Here is a 19,712-nt window from a genome sequence, read left to right as displayed (position 1 = left end):
CCTTATATTTTCAATAAATTAGTGTACGTAATTTGTTTGCGAGTCGCTTTTTTCAGAGTAGCGGTCAGACCACTGTTCCAGAATGGCTTGGTAAGGCTTAATGAATTGTTCTTCAACAAACTTCCCTTGCTCAATCGCCAAACGACTACGTTCTTCTCGGTCATAGACAATGCGAGTCAGTGAGTAGTCTTGATGCTTCAAACTCGGTTGATACGATTTTCCGGCCGCTGAATTGGCATTATAAATTTCAGGGCGATAGATTTTCTGGAAGCTTTCCATGGTGCTGATGGTGCTGATCAATTCCAGATTGGTGTAATCGCGAAGCAAATCACCAGAGAAATAGAAAGCCAACGGCGCAACACTGTTTGGCGGCATGAAATAACGCACCTTTAAGCCCATTTTCTGGAAATACTCATCCGTTAATGAATATTCATCTTGCTCATATTCCACACCCAAGACTGGATGTTGATTGGCAGTACGCTGATAGACCTTACTGCTCGAAACACTGAGACAGATTACGGGCTGTTTTTTAAAGTGTTGCTGATAGGTCTCTGAATTGACAAAACTCTTGAATAGATTGCCATGCAAGTCGCCAAAATTCTCTGGTGTGCTGAATCCCGACTGATTTTTATTATGATCAAGCAATAACACACTGAAATCATAGTCACGCACATAAGAAGAGAAGTTGTTGCCCACAATGCCTTCAATACGTTGATTGGTTTTGTGATCAACAATACTGGTTTTTAAAATTTCAATTAAAGGCAATGCATTGCTCGTGCTGCCAGCATCAATATTCATCTCTACAGAAATAATCTCAAGTTCGACCGCATAGCGGTCAGCGGCTGGATTATCCCAATGCGCTAAGCTATTGAAACGATTGTCGATCATTTTTAGGGTATTACGCAGATTTTCTTGGCGGCTTTGACCACGAGCCAAATTGGCAAAGTTGGTTGTGATACGGGTATTGTTTGAAGGCTGATAGTTCTCGTCAAAACGAATACTCTTGATCGTAAAATTAAATGCTTTACTCATTTTAATCTGCCACCCTAATTTCTGAGATAAATCGGAATTTCTGTATAGAGTGATTTATACCGTAATCATTAGCTGAATAAAAATGATTTAATCTAAGTCCAAAGTGAATGAAATTCATGTTTGAGCTTGTGCATTATTGTGAGCTATCAAGAAGGCGGCTCAAAAGCTTGTCTCAAGGGAATGTCGCTATAAATAGACCGAGAAAATCTCGCCACTGCCTAGCCAAGTTGGATCAAATCGAATCATTTTTTCACGCGCTTTGATTTCGTTAGCAGGTCTTGTTGTGCAAAAAAGTTTTCTTTTGTGGATAACTTAAGACATATCAACAATCGATCAATATGTTCTGTAAATCTGCTACAATTGCGCCAATTTTAAATTCTTTCGCATGCCCTCTGTTCTTGCCATCGTTTGCAGATACAGGTGGGTGCACAAATTGTAGATTTTTAGCATGTTTAAAGATGAGTTAGCGGCACAGGTTGCCCAGCGTCGCACCTTTGCGATTATTTCCCACCCCGATGCGGGTAAGACCACCATGACAGAAAAACTGTTGTTATGGGGGAAGGCGATTCAGGTTGCGGGGATGGTTAAAAGCCGTAAGTCTGACCGTTCAGCAACATCAGACTGGATGGAAATGGAAAAAGAACGTGGCATCTCGATTACCACGTCGGTGATGCAGTTCCCTTATAAAAAGCACACCATTAACTTACTCGATACTCCGGGACATGAAGACTTCTCGGAAGATACCTATCGTACCCTGACTGCCGTTGACTCCGCCTTGATGGTGATCGATGGGGCAAAAGGTGTCGAAGAACGAACCATTAAATTGATGGAAGTGTGTCGTATGCGCGACACGCCGATCATTTCATTCGTCAACAAAATGGACCGTGAAATCCGTGAGCCTTTAGAGTTACTCGACGAAATTGAAAATGTCTTGAACATCCGTTGTGTACCGATTACATGGCCGTTGGGAATGGGACGTGACTTTGCCGGTGTGTATAACCTGCTTGAAAATAAACTTTATGTTTATAAAGCAGGTTTTGGTTCAACCATTACCGATATCGAAGTACGTGATGGCTATGACCATGCTGATATTCGTGAAAAAGTCGGTGAGTTGGCGTGGTCTTCATTTGAAGAATCACTTGAATTGGTACAAATGGCCAATGAGCCACTCGACCGTGAGCTCTTCTTGCAAGGTAAACAAACCCCAGTATTGTTTGGTACAGCGTTAGGTAACTTTGCGGTGGATCATGTTCTGGATACCTTTATCAACTGGGCGCCAGAGCCGAAAGCACATCCAACACAAGAACGTATTGTTGAAGCCAATGAAGAAGGCTTTACAGGCTTTGTTTTCAAGATTCAAGCCAATATGGATCCAAAGCATCGTGACCGTATTGCCTTTATGCGTATTTGCTCAGGTAAATATGAAAAAGGCTTGAAAATGAATCATGTGCGTATTGGTAAAGATGTGCGTATCAGTGATGCATTAACCTTCCTTGCAGGTGAGCGTGAGCATCTGGAAGAAGCTTGGCCAGGCGATATCATTGGTTTGCATAACCACGGAACCATTCAGATTGGAGATACCTTTACCAGTGGTGAAGATCTGCATTTCACAGGGATTCCACACTTTGCCCCTGAAATGTTCCGCCGTGTCCGCTTAAAAGATCCTTTGAAATCCAAGCAATTGCAAAAAGGTTTGAAAGAGTTGTCTGAAGAAGGTGCAACCCAAGTGTTTATGCCACAAATCAGTAATGACCTGATTGTCGGCGCGGTCGGTGTGTTACAGTTTGATGTGGTGGCTTACCGCTTAAAAGAAGAATATAAGGTCGATTGTCTTTATGAACCAGTCAGTGTACATACCGTGCGCTGGGTGCATTGTGATGATGACAAAATTCTGAATGAATTTAAGAAAAAAGCACATGACCAGCTTTCAGTGGATGGCGGTGGTCATCTGACTTATCTGGCACCAAGTCGTGTAAACTTGCAGTTAATGCAAGAACGCTGGCCAGACATTCAGTTCCGTAACACACGAGAACACTAGAATCTCCCTAAGTCTCTCTTTATGTAAGAGGGACTTTTTCACGAGTTCTATAACTATTTAGATTCGTGATGCTCCTCCCTTTTATAAAGGGAGGTTGGGAGGGATTAAAATAAAGGATGATACAATGAACACTTTAAAACCACTTTTAGCTGTCATTATGATGATTGGCATAATGGCTTTAACCGCATGTGATCATCCAGATAAAAATAAGGCCGATACCGCCGAAAGCAAACAGACTGCGGCACCAGTCGAAAAAGCTGAAGTCCTACCTTACTTAAATATGAAAGAAGCCAAGGCCGATTATGCCTTGCCATTCTGTGAAAAGAAGAACTGTATTGATGTCGATATTCAAACCATCAAAACTCAAGATGACTGGCTCAATGCGTGGATTGCCAAAAATCAGGCCAATGTGATTCAACAACAAATCGAGCAGAACAAGAATTTAACCTTACAGCAAGCCGTGAATGCCTATGTAAAGAAGTCGGATGAATGGCAGGATAAATATTCCAAGAATAAAGCTTATGAGCTGCATCTCAGCACGCGTATTGCTTCACAGCGTAATCAATATGTGTTGCTGCAAGTCGGAGTAGATACGCAACAGGAAGATATCGCGGTGAAAGATCGTTTTTATTTCTTTGTAGCCGATCGTAAATTACAAAAAAGTGTCAGTATTCTGGATGTGATTCAGAAAAATCAGCAAAATGCTTTAAACCAGATTATTCAAACCCACTATCAAACATGGGTCGAGAAACAATCGGCAGAAGTCAAAAAACAAGTCGCGAAAAAACTGTATTGGGGACAGGCGGATTGGTTCTTTGATGGTGAAGGGATAGGATTACACTACCGGGCCAATGAGATTAGTAAAGATGCACCTCAACTGGATATCTACCTCACGACTGAACAAAGCAAACAGATGCTGCAACCTGAAATCTATCAAAAAATGTTTTGATTTACTTGCTCGAGTTTCGTATAGAAATTGCATGTGCTGGTAGCGGTTTTACGATAAGTTCGATAGCATTTAAAAATCCTGTGTAATAACAATGCTGATAGGTTTTAAATGAAAACAATTTTTAAATATAGCGTTCTTGCTTGTGCAATTTTGCTTGCCGCTTGCCAGCCGAAATCAGAGCCGAAAGAATCACAGGATAAACCGACAGATCCTCCTGCAGTACATCAACCCGCCGAGCCAGTTTTACGCGGTGAAACGGTGAAGTTACAGGTGAATTTACCTGAGTGCAAAGGTAATAGTTGTCCAGATTTTACCGTTGAGCGATTACAAAGTAATTTCCCTTTTATTGATCAATTACTGGATCAGCAAATTCTTGAGCAACTGAGCAAGATTTTAGATGTGGTGGATGCGGACACGTCTGCCGCTTCTACACCTAAAACTGCCGAGGACAAATCAAGTCTAGATGCTCAGGCACAAGCTTATGCCAATGCCTTTGTGAAAATAGATGAAGAGTTAAAGGCGCTCAGTAGTAGTCATCAGATTAGCTTGATGATCAAGCCCAAGATTTTACGACCGAAAGGAACTTTGGCGACGGTTGTGTTGAATAGCAGCAGTTACTTGGGGGGAGCACATGGCGCGACCTCACAACGCTATTACAACTTTGATCTGACCACTCAGAAGCAGGTGCAATTACATGATTTATTGTTACCTAAGCAAAAAGCCACTTTAGACAAACTGGCACATGAAGCCTTTAAAACCTGGATTGTTGATTCCAAACTGGCAACAGATCCGAAGGAATATGAACAGGCATGGCCATTTCAAGTCACCGATAATTTCCTATTGGGGGAACAAGGCCTGATTTTACAATATGGTGAATATGAGATTGGCCCGTATGTGGTTGGTTTGCCTCGTTTGGTGATTCCATTCAGTGAGTTACAAGGCGTGTTAAAACCTGAATATTTACCAAAAATTGATCCGCCAGCAGCCTCTACACCCGCTGCAAGTACGCCAAGTCAAAGCTAATGCAACTGTTTGATACCCATACCCATTTTGATGTTGCCGATTTCGATCATGATCGGCAACATCTGGCTGAGCAAGCAAAACGGGTGGGGGTCGAAGCGTTGGTGTTAATCGGTTTTCTGGAATCACGATTTGATGAATTGATTCAGACTCATCAACAATTACTCGCTTGGGAAAATGTGCCGCGATCTTATCTGGCCCCGGGTTTACATCCTTTCTATATTGAGCAACACCAAACCGAACATTTACAGCGACTTGAGCAGGTGTTACAGCAGCATGATTGTGTGGCAGTGGGTGAAATTGGGCTGGATACCTTTTTAAAACAGCATAAACAGCCCGAACTATTTGCAAAGCAGCAGCATTATTTTATTGAACAATTGGCATTGGCAACACAATATCAAAAACCAGTGCTGTTACATATCCGTAAAGCACATGCAGAAAGCATTGCGATTTTAAAAGCACAAAAATTCAAATTAGGGGGCATCGCTCATGCCTTTAGTGGTGGCGTGGAAGAAGCCAAAGCCTTAGTGAAACTGGGTTTTAAAATTGGGGTAACAGGACAAATTACCAATCCGAATGCCAAAAAACTGCATCAAGTGGTACAAGCGATAGGCAGTGAAAACTTGGTGATCGAAACCGATTGTCCAGATATGACACCGCTGTGTTGCCAAACTTCGACCGAGCATCGTACCCGCAATACCCCAGTTAATTTACCTTATGTTCTGGAGCGTTTGGCCCAGACCCTTGACCAGCCTAAGCTTCAGCTTGCCGCACAACTCTGGCACAATTCATTGGCAGCGCTACAACTTAAATTTTAAGAGAATAAGCAAATAATCTTGTTAAAAATAAGATACTAAAAGGGAACACATGCTTTTCTAAACAGGGGTACATTAAAAGAACAATTTCATAATAATCACATCAGCCAATACTGGGAGGGCAACCTTATGGCCAGATATAGCAAAATCAATAGTTTCAATGCATTACAAACACTCAGCGTCGGTTCGACCTCTTATCAAATCTTTAGCTTGGCGCGAGCGGCTCAAACACTCGGTAATATTGAACGATTACCGAAGTCTTTAAAGGTTTTGCTAGAAAATTTACTCCGTTTTGAAGACCAAAAAAGTGTAAAAGTAGAACATATTCAAGCACTGGTCGATTGGCAGAAAAGTAAACGTTCAGATCAAGAAATTCAATATCGACCGGCACGGGTACTGATGCAGGATTTCACGGGTGTTCCTGCGGTGGTGGATCTGGCTGCGATGCGTGCTGCGATGGCACAGGCAGGTGGTGATCCCAACCTGATTAACCCTTTATCTCCAGTGGATTTGGTGATTGACCACTCGGTGATGGTCGATCATTTTGCCGATGACGATGCTTTTGCAGAAAACGTTGAAATCGAAATGCAGCGGAATGGTGAACGCTATCAATTCCTTCGTTGGGGACAATCTGCTTTTAACAACTTTAGTGTAGTGCCACCGGGTACAGGGATTTGCCACCAAGTCAATTTAGAATATTTAGCGCAAGCCGTCTGGTTAGGTGGTGATGAAGGTCAGGTTTTTGCCTTTCCAGATACCTTGGTGGGGACAGATTCACATACCACCATGATCAATGGACTGGGCGTGCTTGGTTGGGGTGTCGGCGGGATTGAGGCGGAGGCAGCGATGCTAGGACAACCTGTATCGATGCTGATTCCAGAAGTGATTGGTTTCAAACTGACAGGCAAATTAAAGGAAGGCATTACCGCCACGGATTTGGTTTTAACCATTACCCAGATGCTGCGTCAAAAAGGTGTGGTTGGAAAATTTGTTGAGTTCTATGGTGATGGCCTGGCCGATTTACCTTTGGCCGATCGTGCCACCATTGCCAATATGGCCCCAGAATATGGCGCGACCTGTGGGTTCTTCCCGATTGATGAGGTGACGCTGGGTTATTTGGCATTGACGGGACGCAAACAAGACCGTATCGATTTGGTCGAAGCTTATAGTAAAGAGCAAGGCTTATGGCGTCATACCGGTGATGAGCCAATTTTTACTGATACGCTCAGCTTGGATATGAGTACGGTACAAGCCAGTCTGGCAGGACCAAAGCGTCCACAAGATCGGGTTTTGTTGGGCGATGTTCCGAAAACCTTTAATGCGTTGATGGAACTGAATCTTAAACCCGCCAAAGAAGCGAAGGAGCGCTTGGAAAATGAAGGTGGGGGCGGTGCACAAAAAGCCAATTTAGCCCATGAACAACCTGCTTGTACCATCGACGGAAAATCATATCCCCTGAATGACGGCGATGTGGTGATTTCCGCGATTACCTCATGTACCAATACCTCGAATCCAAGTGTGATGTTGGCGGCGGGGCTGCTGGCCAAAAAAGCCATTGAAAAAGGCTTGCAACGTAAACCTTGGGTGAAAAGCTCACTGGCACCAGGTTCCAAAGTGGTGACTGATTATCTGGCAGCAGCAGGTTTAACGCCGTACTTGGATGAGTTGGGTTATAACTTGGTCGGTTATGGTTGTACCACCTGTATTGGTAACTCTGGACCTTTACCTGAACCGATTGAGGAAGCGATTCAGTGTCATGATCTGAATGTGGCTTCGGTGCTTTCAGGCAACCGTAACTTTGAAGGGCGTGTTCATCCTTTAGTGAAAACCAACTGGCTGGCTTCACCACCGCTTGTGGTGGCCTATGGTCTGGCAGGGAATATTCGGACCGATTTAACCACCCAGCCGATCGGACAAGATCAAACTGGGCAAGATATCTATTTGAAAGACATTTGGCCAAGCCAGCTTGAAATTGATCAAGTCTTGCAGAAGGTCAATACCGACATGTTCCATAAGGAATATGCAGCGGTGTTTGATGGAGATGCAGCTTGGCAAGCGATCCAGATTCCGCAAAGCCAGACCTATGCATGGCAAGACAACTCGACCTATATTCGTCACCCACCATTTTTTGAAGAAATTAATCAACCCCCTAAAGCAATTAACAATATTGAACAAGCACGAATCTTGGCGGTATTGGGAGATTCGGTCACCACCGATCATATCTCTCCAGCAGGAAACATCAAGAAAGACAGTCCTGCTGGGCGTTATCTACAGCAGCAAGGGGTTGAACCCAAAGACTTCAACTCTTATGGTTCTCGACGCGGTAATCATGAAGTGATGATGCGCGGGACGTTTGCCAATATCCGCATCAAGAATGAAATGCTGGATGGTGAAGAGGGGGGCAATACCATCTTCATCCCAACAGGTGAAAAGCTAGCGATTTACGATGCATCCATGCTTTATCAGCAACAGCAAACGCCATTAGTGATTATTGCGGGTAAGGAGTATGGTACGGGTTCGTCACGGGACTGGGCGGCAAAAGGCACCAATTTATTGGGTATCAAAGCCGTCATTGCCGAAAGTTTTGAACGGATTCATCGTTCGAATCTGGTTGGTATGGGAGTATTGCCCTTACAGTTTGTGGAGGGTCAAACCCGTCAATCCTTAAATCTGACTGGGCGTGAAGTGCTTTCGATTTATGGGCTATCTGATGATATTCAGCCACATCAGACGCTGGATGTTGAGGTGCTACGAGAAGATGGCAGTCAAGACCAGTTTAAAGTGTTATGTCGTATTGATACCTTGAATGAGGTGGAATATTTTAAAGCAGGTGGCATTTTGCATTATGTGCTACGCAATTTGATTGCTGCATAATCCTTAGAACATCGTCTCAATCAAAGATGAAAGCTGGTCTTTCATCTTTTTTTGTTTCAGTTTCAAGCATTCAGCGTTAAGGTAATCAGGCTTGATTAAATTGGATAAAGGCTTTGAATCAATTACCCCGCAATGTTTATTATCTTTTGGCTGCACAGGCTTTTAATTTAATTGCAGCAGTTTTGTCAGTGACGGTGGCGGCGATTGTCGGTTTGAAACTTGCACCGACTCAGGCTCTAGCGACAGTTCCTTATGGCTTGCAGTTTTTGGCGATGTTACTGACTACCATTATCTTTTCGTTTTTGATGAAAAAGTTAGGTCGACATGTGGTCTTCCAATTTGGTTGTGTCTGTCTGTTCTTGGCGGGTGTTCTCGGTTATCTGGCCCTACAGCAGCAACAGTTTTATTTATTATGTCTAAGCCATTTCTCACTGGGTTTATTTATCTCGACTGCAAATTTTTATCGCTTTGCTGCTTCCGATCGTCTGGCTGCCGAGCTGATTCCCAAGGCCACAGCCATGGTGATTTCGGGTGGCGTGATTGCCGCCATTATTGCACCGATGCTGGCAATCCAATTTCAACAGGTGCAAGGATTACCTGATTTTACTGTGATCTATTTAATTTTTAGTGTCTTGGCGCTGTTGCTGTCTCCAACTTTGTATTTATGGAATCAAAAGTTTCAACGCCAACAGACACCGCAAGACGTTGTGATTGAACCCGCTCAGCGTGCCAAATTGCCGGGCACGTTGATTATTGCAGCCGTCATCAGCGGTGCTTTTGCCTACTATATTATGAATGTGATGATGATTATGTCTTCATTGCATTTAAAGGAGCATCATTCATTTCACTATGCTTCGATCTCGATTCAGCTACATGTCTTGGCCATGTTTATTCCATCCTTCTTTGTGTCTAAACTGATTCAACACTGGGGAGTACATAACACCATTTATATTGGTTTTGTACTGCTGATGCTGTCGTCCTTGATTCCAGTGCTGGGACAGGCTGGGTTTTATATTAATGCGGCACTGATTGTGCTTGGTGTGGGCTGGAACTTTGCTTATTCTGGCGCATCTACTTTATTGGCCGGTTTAAATGAACAACAAAAACATCGTATCCAAGGCATCAATGAAACTGGAATTGCCTTGTTTGCAACTCTAGGCGCGTTTTTACCTGCGCCGATTTTGAGTAGTCTTGGTTGGATGAATGCCAACCTTTTAGCTTTATCTATGAGCTTCATGGTTTTTATGCTGCTACTGATTTTAAATCGCCAAGGCCAATCACCAAGCAAAGTTTCATCAAGCTCACCTAAACGGCTTTAAACACGCTAAAATAGCAGTTTGACTGAAAAGATAGATCGCAACTGTTATGACTGATGTTCCTGTAAATGATGAATATGAGCGCCGTTTTGCTGGTGTTGCCAAAATTTATGGAGACAATGCCTTTTCGCATTATGAACGTAGTCATGTCATGGTTATTGGTATTGGCGGTGTAGGCAGTTGGGCGGTTGAAGCACTGGCACGCACAGGCATTGGTGAGTTGACTTTAGTTGATATGGATGTGGTCGCTGCTTCCAATATCAATCGTCAACTCCCCGCCATGAGCTCGACGCTAGGGCAAGAAAAAATTGAAGTGATGGCGGAGCGTTGCCGTCAGATCAATCCAAGAATGAAAGTAAATGTGATTGATGACTATCTGACGCCAGAGAATGTCAAACAGATTTTAAATCCAGTTCCAAGCATTGTTTTAGATTGTATCGATGATGTCAAAGCCAAACTTGCCTTGATGCTACATTGCCGCTTTAACAAGATTCCGTTGATTGTATCAGGGGGAGCAGGGGGCAAACTGGATCCGTTAAAGATTCGCGTCGCAGATTTATCCAAGACTGAACAAGACCCGATGTTGGCAAAGTTAAGAACACAGCTGCGTTCTAAAGGGATTTGCAAAAAGCCCAAAGAGAAGTTTGGTATTACGTGTGTTTATTCGATCGACAATCCATTTTCCAGTGCAGAGGTGTGTCCGAGCGCTGGATTGCGTTGCGGTGGCTATGGCTCGGCAGTCGTGGTGACTTCAAGCTTTGCCATGGTGGCGGTGGCTGAAGTGTTGAAAAAGTTAGATCGGATCAAATAAGCGCTTGGTATTTTTAAGTAAAAGTTTAGATACGTTTAAAAATCATAAAAATTCAGTTAAATTAAACTGAAATAAACGTAATAACAGAGAACAAACAAAATGAGTTTTTTGAAAAAGTTATTTGGAAAGAAAGAACAACAAATACAAATCAATAGAAATCGCTATGCTGAATTTTGGCAATGGTTTGAGCAGCATCAACAGGATTTCCATCGTATTGTGGATGAGTTAAATCAAGATACGATTCAGGCGGATTTCTTTGATAAATTATTGCCTGAATTGGCTAAAGTTCATGATGGAATTTTTTCCCTTACCGGGATGCTTGGCCCACAAACAGCTGAATTGATTTTAACGCCAGATGGTGTTGTGGCAAATATTGTATTTGTAGAGGAGTTGGTGGCAGCAGCCCCTAAAATTCCTGACTGGAAATTTACAGCCCTTAAACCCGCAAGTGATATTCAGCAAACCAGTATTGGTATGCATGGTCATGAGTTTAGTCAAAAAACGCTATCGTTTTATTTACAAGACCATGAAGAATATCCAGATGAAATAGATCTCTTTGTGGTTCATGATGAATATAATGAGGCGCAAAAAAGTGAATTTTTACAAGGAGTTTATATTTTCTTAGACAATTACTTAGGGGAATATGATTCGGTAACCAAACTCGATCAAGTTTCAGTACAATCCAGACAAGATGCTGAAAAAGAATTAATGCCGATTGCAAATTTAAAGAAAATTTTAACCCTAAAGAACAGTGAAATTTCTCGTTTTGATAAAGTGATTCGCTCGAATACGGATGAGGATGAATATATAAGTTTAGAAGGGGAGACCCATGAGGGTTTGCCACTTATTGCGACATTGAATAGTACATTATTAGCGTGGGATAAAAAAGCATCACATCCTTGGTTGATGATTATTGAAATACCTTATGATGGTGAAAATTTTAACGGTATGCCACCATCAAATGAATATGAGTTGCTTGAAAGTATTGAGCAGACATTAGTGGCTGAGTTAAAAGATGTAGAAGGATATTTAAATATAGGTCGAGAAACCGGCAATAATTTAAGAACGATATACTTTGCTTGTAAAGATTTTAGAAAACCATCCAAGATAATTGACCAAATTATTCAAAATAATAGAGATAATTTTGAAATTGATGTTAGTTTTTTCAAAGATAAATATTGGCGTTGTCTGAATAAATTTGGGAGATAAAAAAAGTGTCATCAATAGAATGCTGAGGTAAATAGATCATTGCTATCTAACTGCTATTACTCAAATTCATGCAAATAGTATTGACTAGAGGAACTATGTCCATAGTGATTGAGCTACTTGGATATATAAGTTTGGTGAGTTCATAATGACTCACCATAGGTTAAGCCTGCGGATATTGAGGCGCTAAGCGGTAATAGGTATAAGTCACATTTGGGTCTTTATAGACGTCATAACTGGTTTGTTTAAAATCGGAAACCCATTGTGAACCTGTAAATCCTGCAATATGTCCATAGCGATGTTTTTTAGTGCGATGGATAATATAAATGTCACCGGGTTGAGGGTTATTAAATTCAGGTGTAATTTCTTGATAGCCAATCTGCTGTAGGGTACGACCCCAGTCTGATGCCGCAACAGGATGCTGATCAATATTGGCACCAGCCGATTGTAAGGCAATTCTAACGAACTTAGCGCATTGTGATGAGCTGCGATAAGAAGCTCGTTTCGCCAGTTTCTGAGAGAATTTATTCACATCAATTGCTGGCACTGATGCAGGCTTCGGCATTTCTCGATAAGGAATAACCACCTGTTGCATAGGTGGGTGAATCATACTGTGATCGACTGAAGGTACATCATAAATCATTGTGAATCTCTACCGCATTTTCAAAACAACTGAACGTGTGCCAGAATTTGTTACGGCGCTCATAGTAAGCGATAAATCTTAAAAAAACTCAAATGTAACGTAATAATATAACAATTGGGCTGCTGGATCGTTCACTTAGCTTAAAATACTAGTTAAGAATCTTTTTCATTATCAGTAATTTGTTTGCTAGTTAGTTTAAATAAAATGATTTGTAAGATTATATTTCATTTTTGACTAAAAAGTAGTCGCTTTAATGCAGTCTATCTGATTAGGTTTGAGGTTGATATTGTTATAAGCTATTGTTTATTTGAATAATATGAGAAGAAGAGCTTAAAATGATCCGTCTGGCAACATCATCTGATCTGGATCAGATCGTACAATTAATTCGGCCATATATCACAGATTTTGCTTTAAATGCAGAGGGGGCAGATAAATTTAGTCAAAGCATGATTCATAAATTAATGGAAATGCCGAATATTGAATACTTCGTTTTTGAGCAAAACACCCAGCTGATGGGCGTTATTGCATATCGGCAGCCTGCACATATCCTACATTTTTTTGTAGATCAAAGGGTGCAGCGTCAGGGAATTGGTCGTCAACTTTGGCAGTTTCTGGAAAATAAAATTGCGACATCACACTCAAGCATAACAGTGAATTCCAGTTGTTATGCTCAAGTGATTTATGAGAAGTTCGGCTTTACAGCAAGCTCAGCAGTAATCGAACAGAGTGGGTTACGCTTTGTACCCATGCATAAAAGTTATGCCTAGCGCCTCAGCTTAGCGTTGATGCTCTTTAAGATAGTCTTCAGTACGTTGCATGGCTGCCTGAATATTCTGAATGGCATGTTCAATATCGGTGATGGTTTTAGCATTGCCACCACTGAGGGCTTGTCGCCATTTACGTGCGCCTGGCAGATTTTGGAATAAGCCCAAAATATGACGGGTAATAATCGACAACGGTGCACCTTCAGCCACACGCTGCTGAATATAAGGCATCATTTGTTGCATGATTTCAAAACGATCAGGTGCTTGCAAATTCCAGAGTTGCCCCATTTCTGCAAGCAGGTAAGGATTGTGATACGCTTCACGACCAATCATTACGCCATCGACATGCTGCAAATGTTGCTGTGTTTCTTCAAAAGTTTTGATGCCACCATTAATTTCAATAGTGAGATGCGGACGTTCTTGTTTGAGGCGATAGACATCTTCATAGCGTAAAGGTGGAACTTCACGGTTCTCTTTTGGAGATAGGCCCTGCAAGATAGCAATACGTGCATGTACAATAAAATGAGTGCAGCCTGTTGTCGCAACCGTATCAACAAAATGCAGCATCTCTTCATAAGAATGCATGTCATCAATCCCGATACGATGTTTCACTGTGACGGGAATTGATACCGCTTTTTGCATGCTGTGAATACATTCAGCCACCAGATCAGGTTCCGCCATAAGGCAAGCACCAATCTTATTGTTTTGTACGCGATCGCTTGGACAGCCTACATTGAGATTGACTTCGTTATAGCCCCAGTCTTCAGCCATTTTGGTACAGGTGGCTAACTCTTGTGGATTAGAACCACCGAGTTGCAGCACAATTGGCTGTTCTTGTTGATTGAAGTCGAGATGGCGATTGGCACCACCATAAATAATCGCACCCGTGGTTACCATTTCGGTATATAGCACCACATTGGGATTAAACAGGCGGGCAAAGAAACGATAGTCTTTGGTAGTCCAATCCATCATTGGTGCTACACTGATTCTTGGATTACCAGTTGTTTCAAGGTTTTTGTTAATACTCATTTAAAATCATACCTTTATATCTAGTATTTGAATCTGCGTAAACGCATGGTAACACCTGTGAATATGAGTTTTGCTGTTTGCATTTACACCAAATTTTACACCATAATGCAAAAAATAGTTTGTGGTGTAAATTATGGGTTCAGTTACAGCTAGAAAAGGTGCAGATGGCAGTGTGAGTTACCGTGCAGCTATCCGAATTAATCGAAAGGGATATCCTGCCTTTTCTGAAAGCAAAACTTTCCATTCAAAGAAAGTGGCGGAAAACTGGCTTAAGAAAAGAGAAGTTGAGATTCAAGAAAATCCAGATATTTTGTTAGGCAAAGAGAAACTAATAGACCTAACCTTGGCTGATGCCATTGATAAATATTTGGAAGAAGTTGGGAGCGAGTACGGAAGGACGAAACGCTATTCTCTAAACTTAATTAAGAAATTTCCGATAGCACGCAATATTATCACAAAAATAAAATCAGTACATTTGGCCGATCATGTTGCATTAAGAAAAGCTGGGATACCTCACTTAGATTTAGATCCAATTGCAACAAGTACTCAGCAACACGAACTTCTTCATATTCGTGGTGTCTTGGCTCATGCCGCCGTGATGTGGGATATAGATATTGATTTAAATAGTTTTGATAAAGCTACCGCGCAACTGAGAAAAACTCGCCAAATCTCTTCTAGTAAGAAGAGGGATAGATTGCCAACCAATGCGGAATTAATAGCTTTAACTAAGTATTTTGTTGAGCGTTGGAAAATGAATAGGTATGGGACGAAGTACCCGATGCATCTAGTTATCTGGTTTGCCATCTTTTCTTGTAGACGTGAAGCAGAATTAACCCGTTTAAGTTTAGATGATTATGATCAGTATCATTCATCTTGGAAAGTTCATGATTTGAAAAATCCTAATGGCTCGAAAGGAAACCACAAGACATTCGATATCTTAGAACCCTGCAAAATGATGGTTGACCGTTTAATGGATCATGCGGTTCGTAGCAGAATGCTTAAGTTAGGCCACAATGAAAATCTACTTTTACCTTTGAATCCTAAAAGTTTAGGCAAAGAGTTTCGTGAGGCTTGTAAGATGTTAGGAATTGAGGATTTGCGTTTTCATGATTTAAGACATGAAGGGTGTACTAGACTTGCAGAACAAAGCTTTACAATTCCTGAAATTCAAAAAGTAAGCTTGCATGATTCTTGGAGCAGTTTGCAGCGTTATGTTTCCGTAAAGGCTAGAAGAAACGTTATGCAGTTGGAAGAGGTGCTACGCCTCATTGATGAAACGTAGCAAAGTCTTTTGAGGCGTCTGAATATTGTTTATCTAAAACATCCGCAAGATCTTTGACGTGCACCAGAAAAGGCGCACGCTTGCTTTTATCTATTTTAAACACTGAGAAAGGAAACTCACAGTTGTTTGCTTTTCTCAAGGCTTCTGCCTTACTCAGATGTGGGTAGTAGTCTGAGACAATTGTCATTAGTTCAATCGTCATAGATCGATATCTAATAAATAAGTAATCTGATGTACTAAGCTTTAAAGCTCCCATAAATAAGTTTTCCTACATTTGCTAATTATTGATATTTTTATCGTAATAATTTTAATTTAAGAGTTATATAATTTAAGTTAAGTAATTAATAACTTAACTATAGTGATATGATTAGATTTTGATAAATAACAAAATATACATTTGGTGGTAGTATGGCCTATGTTGATATAGATGAGTTATATACTTTTTTGTTTGAAGTGTGCCAAGGATTTCTTAACTACTGTACGAAAGCTGGATATGAGCACGATGTCGAAGCACCCGATAGGGATGATTTAAATCTAGCTTATTTGCAAGAGATTCAGAGGAGTTTTAAGGAGGAGGAGTTACAACAAATTGTTGAGCTCATGGAGCAGTCTATTATTGTTAAAAGATATAATAAAACTTATTCAAGCCATGACTTTTTAGAGGTTTTAAGTCTCATCTTCGAGCTGATAGAACAATTTGATGAGCTCTCAGATAAAGAAATAAAAAAAGCGTACAAAGAAATAATTAATCTGTATGCTGAGATGGATGTAGATGTTCTCTTTAGTAATAAAATTAATATTCGAATAAGAGGAGCGCGTGGAGCAAATAAACGGTATCAAAAGAATTTATATAAAAAGCATCAAGTGATTTTTGATTTTATGCTGAATAAAGCTCAAACCCAAGGAAAGTGGAATAATTTGAATGCTGCTGTAGAGAGTATCTTGCCTGAATTAGACTCTGTACTTAAGCAATTTGATAAGGAGTGGATAACAACCCAATTAGAAGAAAAAATGAGAACTCTAGAAGAGCTTCAACAAGAGTTCAAACAATTTAAAGTAAATCCACCAAGTTATAAACTAGGTTCAGGCTTAATAATAACTGCAACTCGAAAGCAGACCTATATCAATAAAATTAGACAACTAAGAGTTACATGCCGAGAGCTTCAAAACGCCTTGCTGATGGATGACCCGTCAATTTTGCTGAAGAAGAAACTTCCATTTAATACAGCCTATCAGCCTGAAGTGATAAAAAATTTATTAAGAAAAAGACCTGACTTATTAACTGAGATACTTTTAAATTTCGAGATGAAAGAAATTAATAAGTTGAATCATTAATATTCTTTTAACTTATCTTCATTATCCCTCATGCATTCATTATATGTTTTATCAATTATGAAATCTAAAACATCAGGTATAGATTTTTCAAATAATTCAGACATTTTTTTAACTCCTCATGTCGAACTTTGGTTAAAGGAATATGATAAGGTTTTTTGATTTTTCCTTCATCTCTATATTTCTTTTGTGACCATGTTTTTTTCATTTTAATTAAGAATAATTCTTTAGCTTCAGTATTGTTTATATGTCCAATTAAATCGATGGTGGAAAGTGTATACAAGTATTTTTGGTGCTCACTAATTGGAGGTGTTGGAAAGAAAGGTTGATAACCTCCTTTTTAATATACTCCCAGGCCCATTCAATTTGTTTGCTGTCGTTATATTTAATCCATTCTGTATCTTTTGATTTGCTTTTATGACTTGACCAAGTTGATCTTGCTTCAATTAGTTGTGATATTTTTAGATCTTTATTTATATTTAAATTATCAATTAAATTTAAAAAATATTCATAGTTGTTTATTGTTTTGACAATAGGGGTGTTGTTAAATTTATTTTTATTATTGTGTTTATGATGAATATTAATAATCTGTCATCGTGTTTGTCGATCCAACTAAAGTAACTTTCATTAACTAGAAATTTATCTTTATTTATTAATGAACTTTTTAAAAATACTCACCATCTTTTTCAAGATCAAAATATGCATGAACGATTTGTCTTTTTCTAGCATTGAACTGTATTGAACATATGGGTTATGTCTGAAATGTTGATTATGGTACCAAAACCAATTTATCTCACGATCTGTAAAACCACGTTTGTCTTTGACTATGTTTTGGGCATCTTTGCCTTGTAATCTGCTCATTATTTATATCTACATGTAGAACGACTGGTAGAATTATATTGGATAAATATATGAAATACTAGTGCAGAATATTTTCTATATTGAAGAATAATTGGCGAAATATATGTAATTATATGTTTATTAATTTAATTAATATCAATGGCTTATTTGATATTTTGAAGAGTTGAAGAGTTGAAGAGTTGAAGAGTTGAAGAGTTGAAGAGTTGAAGAGTTGAAGAGTTGAAGAGTTGAAGAGTTGAAGCATGGGGTAATGGTAATACTTGTTATCACTGATTAAAAAACTAACGCAAGTTTAGCTTTCATAGCTATCTTAAGTTTCAATGGTATTAAGGGCGATTTAGTAATTTAAATATTAGTAAATAGGTGTTTGTATTTATAAGGATAAGTGGGTTATTAATATAATGAATATATCTTTAATATCTTAAGTAGTATTACTCAATCTATATTCATTCATAATTACTTGTATCTACTCAACTTATTACATAACATAAGTACATTCTGTAAAGCTTGAATAACTTCCTAGTTATATGTCTTCAATATAAACTAGGAAACACATATGGATGTATCTAATCCTACTCTTAATGAATCTAAAATATTGGTTGATATAGAAAGCTTTATTATCTCTGTGTCATATGAGAGATACAGTGAGCAAGATTTTAAAGATGGTTTAATGCAGCTTATTCCTCGATTTAAGGCAATCTATAAATCCCACTTACGATATGCTCAAAGTGTTGAAACCTTTCATTCTTTGACGAAAGCTATTGATGAAATGTTGAATGGTGAAGATATCTCTGTTGTAAGGCATCTTACTCCTATGCAAATGTCTCGTTTATTAGAGTTACTACATTACGGGAAGTTAAATATTGCACTTGAGATCATCCAATTAAAGGCTCAAGAAAAACGTAATCAGCGTAGTCTTCGCGAGTATCTACAACAACTAACTCAACATTACTCCAAACTATTATTTATTCGTATAGATTTGAGTGTTGAGCTAAAACATCAGCATACTGTAGATATTGAGCAATTTAATGTCTATCTACGCACTTTTATAAATCGAGTGCAAAACCAAGATACTTGTTTTAAAGGTCTACAAGGTTATGCATGGGCTTTAGAACAAGGAGCAACTAAGGGTTATCACTGTCATGTCTTACTTATCTACGATGGCCATAAACACCAAAAAGATTTTGGTATGGCTATACAGGTTGGGCAATGTTGGAGTGAGATTACGGCTAACCAAGGTTATTACTTTATCTCTAACTCCCCTGAGTACAAGGAGCAACTTCTACGGAAGGGCAAGTTGGGTATTGGTATGATTTATAGGAGTAGACCTGAACAAATACAGAATGCGATTGAGGCTGCAATGTATTTAGTGAATCCAGAAAAAGATAACCAAGATCTTCGCGCAAGAATTAAGGATATGCGTAGCTTTGGCAGAGGGCAGTATAAGATTAATAAGCGTAGGAGGGCTTTTAAAAGCTAAGTTATGGCGCTTAAAGAGATATTAGGTGGAAACATAAGATGTGTAATGTATTACAGTATTACGCATCTTATGGAGGGTAAGAGATTTTAAATAAATGATTAAAAAGCTTAAACTTAAATCATTAGCTTAGCTATTTGCAGTAGTGCAGCATGAAATCTGAAATTGGTAATTCTTAATCGATAATCTCAAATTATTTTAAATGATTCTTGCAGTGTGAATAGGATAAAACATTGATAAAATAAAGCATGATGCAGTAATTG

General features: G+C 39.6%; 16 protein-coding genes. 12 read left to right on the top strand and 4 right to left on the bottom strand.

Annotated elements, in window-relative coordinates; all coding sequences use genetic code 11:
• Positions 1-18: 18 nt before the first annotated feature.
• A complete protein-coding gene (locus NQU59_RS00510; RefSeq protein WP_257064520.1) occupies positions 19-1,032 on the bottom strand; it encodes a DUF1852 domain-containing protein in 1,014 nt (337 codons plus the stop codon).
• A 448-nt stretch (positions 1,033-1,480) separates the two neighbouring features.
• Here NQU59_RS00510 and NQU59_RS00505 point away from each other — a divergent pair, with 448 nt between their 5' ends.
• The 8 genes from NQU59_RS00505 to NQU59_RS00470 all read left to right on the top strand — a co-directional run bounded on the left by NQU59_RS00505 (position 1,481) and on the right by NQU59_RS00470 (position 12,064).
• Entirely contained in the window at positions 1,481-3,070 is a 1,590-nt protein-coding gene (locus tag NQU59_RS00505; RefSeq protein ID WP_004655793.1) for a peptide chain release factor 3, read from the top strand.
• Positions 3,071-3,194: 124 nt separating this feature from the next.
• Entirely contained in the window at positions 3,195-4,019 is an 825-nt protein-coding gene (locus tag NQU59_RS00500; RefSeq protein ID WP_257064519.1) for a hypothetical protein, read from the top strand.
• A 108-nt stretch (positions 4,020-4,127) separates the two neighbouring features.
• Positions 4,128-5,042, top strand: coding sequence for an RsiV family protein (locus NQU59_RS00495; RefSeq protein WP_257064518.1), 915 nt, complete (start codon positions 4,128-4,130; stop codon positions 5,040-5,042).
• A complete protein-coding gene (locus NQU59_RS00490; protein WP_043973238.1) occupies positions 5,042-5,857 on the top strand; it encodes a TatD family hydrolase in 816 nt (271 codons plus the stop codon). Before NQU59_RS00495 ends, NQU59_RS00490 begins: the two co-directional genes overlap by 1 nt.
• Before the next feature lie 126 nt (positions 5,858-5,983).
• Entirely contained in the window at positions 5,984-8,728 is a 2,745-nt protein-coding gene (acnA, locus tag NQU59_RS00485) for an aconitate hydratase AcnA (RefSeq protein WP_257064517.1), read from the top strand.
• Positions 8,729-8,841: 113 nt separating this feature from the next.
• Positions 8,842-10,047 carry an MFS transporter gene (locus NQU59_RS00480; RefSeq protein WP_257064516.1) on the top strand — a complete coding sequence of 402 codons (1,206 nt, stop codon included), beginning with the start codon at positions 8,842-8,844 and terminating at the stop codon, positions 10,045-10,047.
• A gap of 46 nt (positions 10,048-10,093) precedes the next feature.
• The gene (locus tag NQU59_RS00475) at positions 10,094-10,855 is read left to right on the top strand and encodes a tRNA threonylcarbamoyladenosine dehydratase (protein ID WP_005239697.1); all 762 of its coding nucleotides are present in this window, start codon (positions 10,094-10,096) and stop codon (positions 10,853-10,855) included.
• Positions 10,856-10,954: 99 nt separating this feature from the next.
• Positions 10,955-12,064: a DUF695 domain-containing protein gene (locus NQU59_RS00470; protein WP_005239694.1), complete on the top strand. Its 1,110-nt coding sequence runs from the start codon at positions 10,955-10,957 to the stop codon at positions 12,062-12,064.
• 160 nt (positions 12,065-12,224) lie between these two features.
• Here NQU59_RS00470 and NQU59_RS00465 read toward each other — a convergent pair whose 3' ends face one another.
• Positions 12,225-12,704, bottom strand: a complete 480-nt coding sequence (locus tag NQU59_RS00465; protein ID WP_005239689.1) for a CHAP domain-containing protein — start codon at positions 12,702-12,704, stop codon at positions 12,225-12,227.
• Positions 12,705-13,039: 335 nt separating this feature from the next.
• Here NQU59_RS00465 and NQU59_RS00460 point away from each other — a divergent pair, with 335 nt between their 5' ends.
• Positions 13,040-13,471: a GNAT family N-acetyltransferase gene (locus NQU59_RS00460; protein WP_043973247.1), complete on the top strand. Its 432-nt coding sequence runs from the start codon at positions 13,040-13,042 to the stop codon at positions 13,469-13,471.
• Positions 13,472-13,480: 9 nt separating this feature from the next.
• Here the strand turns inward: NQU59_RS00460 and dusA are convergent, their stop codons facing one another.
• Positions 13,481-14,497, bottom strand: coding sequence for a tRNA dihydrouridine(20/20a) synthase DusA (gene dusA / locus NQU59_RS00455; protein ID WP_257064512.1), 1,017 nt, complete (start codon positions 14,495-14,497; stop codon positions 13,481-13,483).
• Between the two features lie 133 nt (positions 14,498-14,630).
• Here dusA and NQU59_RS00450 point away from each other — a divergent pair, with 133 nt between their 5' ends.
• Positions 14,631-15,779, top strand: coding sequence for a site-specific integrase (locus NQU59_RS00450; RefSeq protein ID WP_257064511.1), 1,149 nt, complete (start codon positions 14,631-14,633; stop codon positions 15,777-15,779).
• On the opposite strand, the gene NQU59_RS00445 is transcribed toward NQU59_RS00450, so the two are convergent.
• Entirely contained in the window at positions 15,763-16,035 is a 273-nt protein-coding gene (locus NQU59_RS00445) for a pyocin activator PrtN family protein (protein WP_005051547.1), read from the bottom strand. The two genes, NQU59_RS00450 and NQU59_RS00445, sit on opposite strands and share 17 nt — an antisense overlap.
• Positions 16,036-16,187: 152 nt before the next feature.
• Here NQU59_RS00445 and NQU59_RS00440 point away from each other — a divergent pair, with 152 nt between their 5' ends.
• Both NQU59_RS00440 and NQU59_RS00435 read left to right on the top strand, forming a co-directional pair.
• Positions 16,188-17,114, top strand: a complete 927-nt coding sequence (locus NQU59_RS00440) for a hypothetical protein (protein WP_005051550.1) — start codon at positions 16,188-16,190, stop codon at positions 17,112-17,114.
• A gap of 1,414 nt (positions 17,115-18,528) precedes the next feature.
• Positions 18,529-19,452 carry an inovirus Gp2 family protein gene (locus tag NQU59_RS00435; protein WP_257064508.1) on the top strand — a complete coding sequence of 308 codons (924 nt, stop codon included), beginning with the start codon at positions 18,529-18,531 and terminating at the stop codon, positions 19,450-19,452.
• Positions 19,453-19,712: the final 260 nt, after the last annotated feature.

Origin of the sequence: Acinetobacter colistiniresistens, assembly GCF_024582815.1 — a bacterium.
GTDB lineage: Bacteria > Pseudomonadota > Gammaproteobacteria > Pseudomonadales > Moraxellaceae > Acinetobacter.
This window is presented reverse-complemented; position numbering and strand designations above follow the sequence as displayed.